We start from the raw sequence: 11,867 nt of genomic DNA, 5'->3' as shown, positions 1-11,867 counted from the left end.
TTTTGAAGATATTGGTTATTCCCATCCCGGGTTCTGAGTCAAGTTGGGATTAACAAATGTCTCGTTCTGTGGAATCGGGTACAGGTACATCTTGTCTTTCCAGATACGGTTTTGTACCAGTTGGCGAGTGTACTCGAAAGTAGGTCCGTTCTTACGGATGTGTACACCGTAGATCTGCTCTACCACGTTACCAATCTTCCAACGGCGGATATCCCAGAAGCGGTGGTCTTCGAATGCCAGTTCGACGCGACGTTCGTGACGTACAGCTGTACGGAACGAATTCTGGTCACCGGCACCTTTAACGTCGGGCATACCTGCTGCCTGGCGTACTTGGTTCAAAGCCTGGCGGGCAGAGATTGTGCAGTTGGCATCTGTGTAGTCAGGACCTTTCCATTCGTTCAATGCTTCAGCGTAGTTCAGCAATACTTCTGCATAACGGTAGGTGGGGTAGTGGTGATTCTTACTTACAGTGTTCGGCGGTGTCAAAACTACAGTTTCATTTACTAACTTTTTCAGGTAATAGCCTGTCAGAGTAGCACCTGTTACAGGAGCTCCAAAACGGCCACCTTCGTAAGTATCAATCTGCGTTTTCATAAATTTCATACCATTGGCAAGCACTGTACGATAGAAACGTGGGTCACGAGTTGGGTTACCTGCCTTATCATAATACATATTCTGTACATGTGTGGCATTGTTCCAACTGAAAGGTGTTCCGTCTTTCATCTCAAATTCATCCACAAGGTTCTGAGTCGGAGTATTTCCACTGTTTGTACCGTTAGCAAAACCAATGGGCAGGTTACGAGTTTCGAATGTCAGGCTGGCATTGTTACGAGTCTCAAAAATCAATTGTGGCGATTTCAATACAGCGTCACCCAGATTCGGATCGTACAACGGATCTTCATCTATAGCAGGAAGACTGTAGTAATTCATTGCAATGACATCGTGGGCAGCTTCAGCTGCGGCTTTCCAAGCTGCAGAAGCATCGCCGTCACAGAGCAACGGGCTAGCTGCATAAAGCAAAGCACGAGCACGGATAGCAAGAGCTGCTCCTTTGGTTACACGACCTGTTTCACCGAAGAAATCATTGTGGCTCAACGGAAGTTCGTCTGCTACCGAAGCGCATTCGGTTGCTACGAAATTCAGTATTTCTGTGGCTTTGGTCTTAGTTACGCTGTTGATTTCGTCCAATTCCATCGGCTCGGTAAGCAAGGGTACATCGCCGTAACGTTTTACCAGTTCAAAGTAATAAAGGGCACGAAGCACTCTTACTTCACGCAATGACATCCGTGCTTTCTCGATGTTATCCGGATAGTTGGAATCCCACTTATGACGTTCCAGATTCTCTTCAGAGTAATCGCGCAGAAACATATTGATGTCATAAATTACCTGATAGTATTCGCTCCACTTATTATCGATCTGGTTCAGCGGGCTCCATACATCGTTATAGATGTCATATACGGCGTTGCTTTCCCACGTATATACTGCATTGTCAGTAGCGGCTTCGCGCAGAGCACCACCAATGTGATCTCCAAAATCATCGGGAAGTGAACGGTAAGCGGCATTACCCAAAGCCAATACGTTATCGAAATAGCCGTAGGCTTCATCCTGAGTCTTACCCTGTGATTCGTCGAAGTCCAGGAAATCGCATCCCCCCAAAGTGAGGGATGCGGCTATAATTAAAGCTAATTTTTTCATATTGCGTTTAGTCTTGTTTTTAGAAGTTAATGTTCACACCTACAAACACCGACATCAAGTCTGGATAGTTGATCGAGAGGTCTTCACAGTTCAGGTACTTCACATGGTCAAGTGAGAAGAGGTTGTTGCCACGGAGATATACTTGGCATTGATCCATCTTCATGCTGCTAATCCACTTTTTCGGCAGGTTGTAATAGATGTTGAGATTACGCAGTTTGAAGAAGGCACCGTTCTCCAACCATTCTGTACTGTTACGGAAGTTGTTGGCGTTGTCCAGCGTTGTCAGACGCGGTGCAGTTGCTACACCCTTGGTGTCCTCAGTCCAACGTACTCGGTCTTCCAGATACCATTTGCTCAAGTTACTGTTGTTGTTGCGCAATGGCCAGTATACAGACTGAGTGTTTAACATACGGCTGTATTGTCCGGCTCCTTGGAACACAGCGTCTATACCGAATCCTTTGTATTCGAAGCCCAAGTTGATACCATAGTAGATGCCCGGTATTGAAGAAGAATGACCAATGGCTACTTCGTCATATGAGTCAATCTTACCGTCACCATTTTGATCCTTGTACTTGATGTCACCCGGACGTACGGCTGAGAACATCTGTTTGGGGCTGTTGGCGATATCTGTTTCATCACGGAAGTAACCGATGGCTTCCAGTCCATAAAGCTGTCCGATACGGTCACCTTTCTTGTACAGATAGTCATAAGGTTTGTAGCCTTCACCATTTTCATCAATGCAAGTACGCAGGTACGAGAAGGTTCCACCTACATAATATTTGAAGTTTTCGCCTACTTTATCTTCCCAATTCAAGCCTAAATCGAGGCCTTTAGAATTGGTTTCACCCATGTTCAGCTGAGGAATGCCTGTACCGATAACGCTTGAATACAAGTTGGAAGCTGAGATCAGTGTGTTCGTACGTTTGTCATAGAAAGCATCAGCTGTCAGTGACAGGCGGTTGAACAAACGCATGTCGATACCAAAGTTATACTTGTCTGCCAATTCGATGTCCAAGTTGGATACAGCCAAGTTGCCGGCATGAAGACCACCGAAACCGGCTGGAGTATCTTTGAAGAGACCGCCACCGCAGCTTTCCCAGTAACGTTCATCAAGGTCATAAGCGATGTTATCGTTACCTGAACGTCCCCATGATGCACGAATCTTGAAATAGTCGATTACGTTACTTGCGTTTTTCCAGAAAGATTCGTTCGAAAGTACCCATGCTGCTGATATGGCAGGATAAGTACGGAACTTATCGCCATCGCTTAACACACTTGTACCACTATAGTTTACTACTACGTCTACCAGATAACGGTTGTCGTAGTTGTAACCACCGGTGAAGATGACTGACTGGCGTTTGCGGCTGTTGTTACGTCCCAGCGGAGTATAAGATTCCTGACGATACATCAAGTTTCCATTTACGGCGTGGAGACCGAAAGCACGGTCGTAGCCTACTCGTCCGTCGATAACCAAACGCATGAACTGGCTGTTCAGACCACCGTTGGAGATAGAGAGTGCTTTTTCTTCACCACCTACATTACGCAGAATTTCGTATTCACCCAATACAGCACCCGGGATAACAGTCAGTGCTTCGTATTCATATTCTTGTGTTCCGGTTTCCTGATAAACGGCACTGTTGTCATACGAAATGCCAACTTCTGCTTTAAGGCCTTTAGTTACCGGTGACAAATCCTGGTAAATGCGGAGGTCAGACTGCAACATACGTTCATCGGTACGGAAGTAACCATTTTCAGCAATCTCAGCAATAGGATTGATTTTGAAAATATTGTTACTACCCCAATAACCGTTGGTTGTACGGATAGGGAATGCACCTGAAGGAACATGGAACAGATTACCAAAGATATTGGCTTCTGATTCGCGCGGGCGGTTGTTTTCGTGCAACAGACCAAACATATTCAATGCAACCCGTGTATAATCGGTTACGTCGATATCCAAGTTCATACGGGCATCAAGACGATACTTTTTAAATTGTGCATCGTAACGACCGGTTGAGTTCACCAGATCTGTGTCCAAAATACCTTGGTCGTTCTTATAATTGATAGCTGTATAATAGCGTACTCGTTTACCACCTCCACGGAAAGTCAAGTTCAGCTGATGGTTGGTGGTATAGTCACGCAAGGCGGTTCCCATCCAGTCTACATTGGGGAATGCGTCTGGGTTGGAGCCGTTACGGAAAGCTTCAAATGCGGTAGCATCGTACTCCAATGGAAGACCATCGTAGTAAAGTGCTTCATTGCGCATTTGTGCATACGTAACACCATCTACAAATTCCGGCTGGTTGATGGGCAATCCCATACCATAGGTATAGTTTACATCAATATCGCGACGGTTGTACTGTCCGCGTTTAGTGGTTACTACTACTACACCATTGGCACCACGTGTTCCCCACAGTGCTGTAGCTGCACCGTCTTTCAATACAGAGATGCTTTCTACTTCGAGCATGTTGAGGTAGTCCAATGTACGGGGAATACCATCTACAACGATGAGTGGAGATTGTGATGATTGTGAACCACCGCCACGTACCATCAGTGTAGCACCGTCAGTCCAGCCGGTGTTTTGCTTTACAATCAAGCCCGGCAACATACCGTACAGTGAGTTTCCTACGTTGAAGGTAGAGTTGTTGGCTATCTTTTCACCAGACAAAGTTGACACAGCTTGTGTCTGTTCACGGCCGCTTTGCAATTTGCTGCGGTTTTCTGTATAAGTATCCAGATCTTCCAGGCAAATTTCTAATGATTCGCCTTTAACCCATACCCGTTTCTTTTGACTGTCGGCATATACTATTTCAATGTATTCACCTTGGTTAGCGTTTAGGGTAAATACGCCTTTTTGGTCGGTGATGGATTTTTCAGTAGGATGTCCTACTGCAGTTACCAAAGCACCCAGTACGGGTTCGCCTTGGGCATCCTTCACTACACCCGTAATTTTTTGTTGCGCCATTGCCGAAGCCGAGAATAGGCAGGCGAGCGCTAATACGGAAATATATTTCTTTTTCATGCTTGCTAAATTCTTTAGTTAAATCCTTTCCTTATTCCCAGCCGGGGTTTTGTACCAAGCCGTATTTCTTGTTAATTTCATCCAAAGGAATAGGGCACAGATAGTATTTATCATCCCAATTGTCAATCCAGTTGTGTGAAACTGCAGATTTTTCTTCAATTTCATACGTGAAGTTAACATAAACGCCATTCACTTTAGGCTCTACTGGATAGGTACGGAGACGATAGTTTTTACGGGTAGTCAGCCAGTCGCTTCGTTTCCAGCGATTCATATCGTAGTAACGAACTTCTTCAAAGCCGAACTCTAAAGCGCGTTCACGAAGGATTGCTTCGCGCAAGGCTACTCCTGGAGCAGCAGTTTCTTTGGTAACGTGAGGCATCTGTACGCGGTCGCGGAGCAGGTTGATGTAATCGTATGCATCGCGTCCGAACTCGTCTTTTTGTTCGGCTTTTCCCAACTCGTTCATGGCTTCGGCAATGTTCAGGTAGATTTCCGGCAAGCGGAGCAGACAGCAGTTATAGAACTTGTTCTGCAACTCGTTCAAGTGGTCCTGATAGTATTTGCGCAGACCGATACCGAAGTAACCCATGTCTGCCCAGCGCCAATTCTGACCACCACCCATGTCTTTGGGTTGTTCGCGGCCTCCCTTGTAGATTTCTGCCTTGCGTCCCCAGAATTTGTCGCCAGTCACAATGAGTGTCTCGTACAGACGGGGATCGCGGGTCATTTCGAAGTCTTCGGTGAAGAACGGATGAGCGCGGTGTTCCTTGTTATCCCAGCTGAAATCGCTACCGTCTTTCATGGGGAACATATTACAGTACCACAATGTCGGATTACCTGTACCGTACCGGGTTTGTGTGACATTATAGGCATTTAAATCCCATTTGATGTAACGGTGACTGCTAATCAGTGTCTCATGATTGTAACGGTCAAAATAACCGGAGCAGAAACTCTTACGCGGATCACCATTATCTACCAGTTTATATACATTATTATTTTTAGCATTCTCACGCAAGAAAGCCAGTCCGGCTTCCAAAGCATCTTGCCAACGACTTTGTTGGTAATCACCCCACCAAGTATAGTGTTTCTGTGATGCTTCACCGTCTTTAAAAGGCTGGTCACTATTGAAAAGCGGACTTGCTGCAAAGGTCAACAAACGTGATTTCAGGGCTAGTGCTCCGGCTTTTGTCATACGTCCGTCATCGTTGGCTTCAATATCCCAAGGCAGTTTGCTGGCTGCATCATCAATCAGGGCACTGATATTCTGTACAGCTTCTGCGATAGTCATACGCGTCATCTTCATATCGTCTGAAGGTTTGTAAGCGTGGTCTATCCACGGCATACCGCCTAAATTACGGAAAATATCTACGTTATGGTAAGCTATAATCATTTCTGCCTCACCTTTACGACGAGTCTTTTCTTCTTCTGTCATGTCAGGAACACGGTCTACATTTTCTAAGAAAATATGAGCCTGACGTATACCATATATGGCAGAAAACTTACCGTCAGCTCGGCCATAATCCATATTGTATGCAGCTCCACCTTGGGCGCTTGATGCAGTTAAAGATCCTTTGTGATGATCAGATCCTCCAGATTTATACCAATCACCTAAATCTGTAATACCTTCAAGCGCTCCCCATCTTAAACGTCCATTTTGTGGTGTATGATCGGGTAAGGAGTGGTATACCTGTGCCAATTGCTGTTCGGCATAGAGCTTACTTCCGAATACGGAGTCTATGTTCATTTCATCGCTCAATGGCTTTTCCAAAAAAGCGTTTCCGAACTTGATATCGTCGCATCCCGCTCCTACACACAGCAGTGAAGCCAAAGCGAGACCTTTTATTATATGTTTCATATTCTACAAGGTTTAGAAAGTGATGTTTACACCTAAGTTATAAATACGGGTTACCGGATACTGGGTGTTTTGCCAACCAATCACAAATTCCGGGTCCATCAAGTCGAATGGACTGAAGCAAAGGAGGTTGTAACCTGTTAGTTTCACACCTAACTGAGAAATACCCAACTTCTTCAGTGCGGGGCGGTCGTTAAAGTTATAACCTATAGAAACGTCTTTCAGCTTGATATATGAACCGTCTACAATCCATAAGTCAGAATTGTATGCATTGTAGTCTCCACTGTTCTTTGAGAAACGGGGATATTTTGCAGTAGAGGCAGTTTCCGGTGTCCAACGGCCATCTACCTGATATTGCATCAAACCACGGCTCTCACCCATAAACGGCTTACGGAACATGTCGGTCAGTGAGATGGAACGTTCAGCAGCTCCTGTCCAGTTCATGGCAAAGAAGAAACCTTTGTAGTCGGCGCTTAAGTTCAAACCAAATGTATAGTTTGGACGGGTGGGGAAACCTACCTGACATTGGTCATCTGGGTCGATAACACCATCGTTGTTCAAGTCTTTGTATTTTAAGTCTCCCGGTTGTACAGGAACTTGCGGTTTGGGAAGTCCTTCTTTCAGATCACCTACTTTACCGTCTTCTCCTATTACAAAGTCGTCAAAGGAGTAGAAACGATCTACTACGTAGCCAAACTGTGCACCTACTTCGCGACCGGTACGCCACAAATAAGGTTCGTTCGGTTCTACTTCATCCTGGAAGACAATCTTATTTTTGGCATACGACATGTTGGCGTTGATGTTGTAGTGGAAGTCATCGCCGATACGGTCGTCCCAAGTGATTTCCAATTCGTAACCTTGGTTCTTTACTTTACCCATGTTGACTACAGGCAACAGACTGGAGCTAAGAGCTGTCAGTGAAGGAATGGTCTTACGGGAAATCAAGATGTCTTTACGGTCTTCGCGGAAATATTCGGCTGTTACTTTCAGACGGTTACCCAAGAAGTTCATGTCCACACCATAGTTCTGCTTCAAAGCAGTTTCCCATGTTACGTCCTTGTTACCCAGACGTTGTTCAACAGCACCTTTCCACCAAGAGTTGTTTTCGTAACCGAAGTTGTAACCCCATTTTTCTTCTTTCCAGCTACCACCTTCGTTGGCTTGCAAATTCACTTTATAGCTGTCAGGTAAGTACAGGTAACGGTTACTGCTCATGTTGTCGTTACCTACCAGACCCATACTACCACGTACTTTCAAGAAGTCGAATACTTGTTGGTTCTTCATAAAGGGTTCTTCTGTGACAACCCATCCCAAAGATATAGCGGGGAAAGTACCGAATCGTTTGTCCGGAGCAAAGTTCTCAGAACCATTGTAACCAATGTTGAACTCGGCCAGATAACGTGATTTGTAATCGTATGTAACACGACCTACTAAGCCGACATAGGCTGTAGGCAAATAAGGCAATTGTGACGGATAGTATTTCTTACTTTGATTATACAGCAACAGGGCGCTGACATTGTGTGAACCGAATTTGCGTGCATAACGGATGCTGGCTTCCATATACCAGTCGCGGCTACGTCCAGTACTTTCACTATAGCTAGGCTTAGAGTTAGTACCACTGATACGGTATACTACATTTTCGTTAAAGTCCGGATCACCAGGGAGCAAACCAGAACCGTTCACTTCGCCTTCGAAATAGGGTGTCCATACTTCGATATTACCAGTACGACTCTTGGTAAAGGTATATCCTGTGTTGTAGGCGCCTTTTACTTCGACAGACAGACCTTTAGTCAGGAAGTCCAATTTCTGTACCAGATGCAGGTCAAGGTTCATTGTGTTATTTAAAACATTGCTACCTCCTTTTCCATAAATATCAGTGAACGGATTAACATACATAACCTTTTCAAAACGGCTTGCCGAACTCATCGGGTGTCCGTCTACCAGACCCGGGCTGGCAAAAGGCTGAGAGATGGAGAGGTTTTCCCAAAAACGGCTGCTGGCCGGTTGCTGACGGTCGCCTACTACACCGCCGATACCCAGTTTTAAAGTAGTGGATTTGCTGATCTCGTAGTCCAAGTTAGTACGGTAGTTGTAACGGCTGTATTTGTAACCGTAACCTTGACCGAAGTCTTTCATCAAACCGTCCTGATAGAGGTAACCTACAGAGATAAAGTAACGCATGCGTTCCGTGCCTCCTGAGATGTTTAAGTTGTGCTGTGTCTGTACAGCTGCATCTTTTACCATGTAGTCGTACCAGTCGATATTCGGGTAAAGAATGGGTTGGTCACCGAGACGGAAACGTTCCAAAGCATAATCATCGAAAACAGCTTTATTGCCGTCATTGAGCTCACGTTCGTTAAACATGGTTGCGTATGTATACGAATCAGCCAAGTCTACCCAGTTAGCAATTTGTTGGATACCTACAGAAGAACTGAGAGAAATCTTAGTCTTACCTTCAGTACCACGACGGGTTGTTACCAAGATAACACCGTTAGCACCACGTACACCGAATACAGCAGTAGCAGAAGCATCCTTCAATACAGAAATGCTTTCGATTTCGTTCGGGTCCATCTGGAAGAAGGAACGTTCTACACCGTCCACCAGGATCAGCGGAGACGCACCACCTTCGGTCAATGAACCGACACCACGAACGAAGATCTTCGGATCTTCAGCACCCGGCTGTCCGGAACCTTGTACAGAAGACAAACCGGTGATTTTACCGGCAAGTGAGTTAGCAACACTGGCATTAGGCGAAACCAACAGTTCGTCAGTCTTTACTGAAGAAATGGCACCGGTCAGTGTCTCTTTCTTCTGTACGCCGTAGGCTACGACTGTTACTTCGGCCAACTCGTTGAATTGTTCTTGCAATACAACTTTTACTTGTTTTTTCCCATTCAAGGGAATCTCCTGGGTTTCGTAACCGATAAACGAAACTACCAGAATTGCGTTTTTCACGTCGGGCACAGAGAGGCGGAAGTTTCCATCTATATCCGTGATGGCTCCTCCACCCGCGTTCTTCACTTGAACCGTTGCCCCGATTACAGGCTCGTTTGATGCGTCTTTCACTTCACCCGTTACCACAGCTTGCTGTGCGAATGATATCAAGAAAGAACACATCATAAACATCAACGCCCAAAGGCGTTTGCTGTTTTGTTTTAGTTCATTCATGTTGTTAAAATTAAGATTAGATGGTTGAAAAATTGTTTTACGATGCGAAAGTATATCTTCAAATCCAAAAAAATGTGTAAAAACGTACAAAACAAGAACCCATTTCGTCCAAAGCTGCTATAAAACGTCTGTACAGGCCTTCTGACGCATGTATTCTACCTGTTGGATCCTATCGAACATCCAGTTTCAGGTGTACGGAAGTTCCTTCGGAAAGCCATACAGTGACGCGGGTTTTACCATCGGCAGGTTCCAAAATGGCCGTTTGATGTGTACCCGTTTTCAGTTTCCATTGTCCGTCGAGCACTAAGGTTGCGTAGGTGGCACTGGATCGCCAACGGTATGTTTTGTCGGGAACGGGACGAAGGTCGGGACAGCACAAAACAAGGTCGAGTTCTTGTCCGGAAGCGTCGCAACGTTCCATCGCCAACAGGGCAGTGTCGGCCGAACGAAGTTTGCCGTAAGTCAGGTTGTCGGATGGGGCAAACAAGGCATAGGCTACAGTACCCGTCGGGCGATGTTGGAGCACATGCAACGAGTCTTCCTGTGCCAGTATGCGGAACAGGTCTTTATCGATGCGGCGTGCAGTCTGTTTCAGTCCTTCGGCTGTTGTGCCCGGTATTACATAAAAGGCATACCGTTTGTTTTGAGGTTTCACGCCATGGTCGATGAAAGCCTTTGCGGCTAATACGTTGCGGAATATGTTTGCTTCCAGACCTTTCAACGAGGGAGTAGACTGCATGTTATGGATCACTTCTACAGCTTCGTTTGCGGCAGGCAGATAGTAGCCCGTTCCGGCAGGAGTAAGCAGATAGTGCTTGCGGTTGGCGGCCAGGCGCAGGGTGTCTCCCTGGGCAGGTTCTGTGTCGTCTACCGTAAACGGCAGGTCGCCTTTGCCGATGTGTTGGAACAGGTTGGTGGCAGTTTGCCAGGTGTCGGGGTAATCGCCTATGGCGGAAATACCTGTACCGAGGCTTACCAATATACCGTCGAAAGCAAATACAGACTTACAGAAAGTCAGGTTGGTGGGTGTGTACCGACGGTTTCCCCACGAATCTCCCTGGTCGAAGGCGGCGGCGAACATACCGCAGTCGCCCCACGAAAGGGCTCCCGAGAAGTTGGTTGTCAGGGCATACTGGTCGAAGCGGTCGGTGTCATTCCCATTGGGAAGAAGGTCTTTCCATGTAGGATAGTGGACGGTGGTACTGCCGCAAGGCATGTTCCAGTCCCATCCAGCAGCCAGCTGTGACGGGTCGGAGGGGTAACCCGATCGGGCCAGGTTGCCTTCGTAGACGATTTCCAGGGTACCGTGCGACTGATAGCGTCCGAAACGATTCTGACGGGAGTAAAGCTCACCGCCCCAGAAGCGGGTAGTAGGGCAACGCATGGTTGCCACCCAGTCGCCGTAGCGATAGACTCCAGCGGGGCTGTAGTTGAACGAGTAGAAGCCGTCGAGGTTGCAGACTCCGGCCTCTTTGTACTTGTCGGTCTTGAAGAAGTAGTTGTAGCAGGCGGCAAGTTCGCGGTCGATGCCTGTCCCCAGAATGTCGCCTCCGATGGCGATGAGTTCGTCGAACAAAGCTTGGGTGAAGCTGACTTGTGTGCCTGTATAAGGATGGCGTCCGCCCAAAGACGCGGCAAAGTGGCGGTTGTCATCCGATGTAGAGCGGGTTGCCATGAGGTAGGTAGCGACTACGGCCTGAGCCACATGATTGTATGCTGTTTCCGTAATGCGGTATGTGGTACCTTTCAGGCGGCCGATGTATTGCACCCATGTACGGTAGGAGTACATGTAGCCGTTGTAGTGGGTATTGTGGTGGAAGCCTGTTCCGTCAGGTTTCAGAACATCGCCTCCGCCCGGAACGTATTGTGCGCAACCCGACAGGAAATGCGAGAAGGCTTTGAGGTCGGCTACTGCTTGCTGATTGTCGGGATTGTGGATGGCGCATACGAAGAGATGTTGCAATACGTTGTACAGGTAGTCCGAGTTAATCTGTCGTCTCAGCTCGCTGTCTGTCAGGTAGGTACGGTCAAACTCTATCAGTTCCTTGACTCCCGCAATGAGGCGTGTGCGGCGCAGTGAGTCGCATGCGGGTAGGGCGCTGAGCAGATCGGCGGGTAGTTGGCGTACGCTGC

The 11,867-nt window shown here is 46.9% G+C and carries 5 protein-coding genes; all 5 read right to left on the bottom strand.

Features of this window, described 5'->3' with window-relative positions:
* Positions 1–15: 15 nt before the first annotated feature.
* Positions 16–1,695, bottom strand: a complete 1,680-nt coding sequence (locus QVP67_RS14070) for a RagB/SusD family nutrient uptake outer membrane protein (protein WP_022164193.1) — start codon at positions 1,693–1,695, stop codon at positions 16–18.
* Positions 1,696–1,714: 19 nt separating this feature from the next.
* Positions 1,715–4,714 carry a SusC/RagA family TonB-linked outer membrane protein gene (locus tag QVP67_RS14065; RefSeq protein WP_022164192.1) on the bottom strand — a complete coding sequence of 1,000 codons (3,000 nt, stop codon included), beginning with the start codon at positions 4,712–4,714 and terminating at the stop codon, positions 1,715–1,717.
* Positions 4,715–4,745: 31 nt separating this feature from the next.
* On the bottom strand, positions 4,746–6,569 hold the full coding sequence (locus QVP67_RS14060) for a RagB/SusD family nutrient uptake outer membrane protein (RefSeq protein WP_022164191.1): 1,824 nt from the start codon (positions 6,567–6,569) through the stop codon (positions 4,746–4,748).
* A gap of 12 nt (positions 6,570–6,581) precedes the next feature.
* On the bottom strand, positions 6,582–9,734 hold the full coding sequence (locus QVP67_RS14055; protein WP_022164190.1) for a SusC/RagA family TonB-linked outer membrane protein: 3,153 nt from the start codon (positions 9,732–9,734) through the stop codon (positions 6,582–6,584).
* 169 nt (positions 9,735–9,903) lie between these two features.
* Positions 9,904–11,867: chondroitinase family polysaccharide lyase (locus tag QVP67_RS14050; protein ID WP_288180244.1), on the bottom strand; the 1,964-nt coding region annotated here is incomplete at its 5' end.

Origin of the sequence: Bacteroides sp. CAG:633 (assembly GCF_000435115.1) — a bacterium.
Classification (GTDB): Bacteria; Bacteroidota; Bacteroidia; order Bacteroidales; family Bacteroidaceae; genus Bacteroides; species Bacteroides ndongoniae.
Note: the sequence above shows the minus strand (reverse complement) of the source record. Positions and strands in the feature narration are given on the sequence as shown.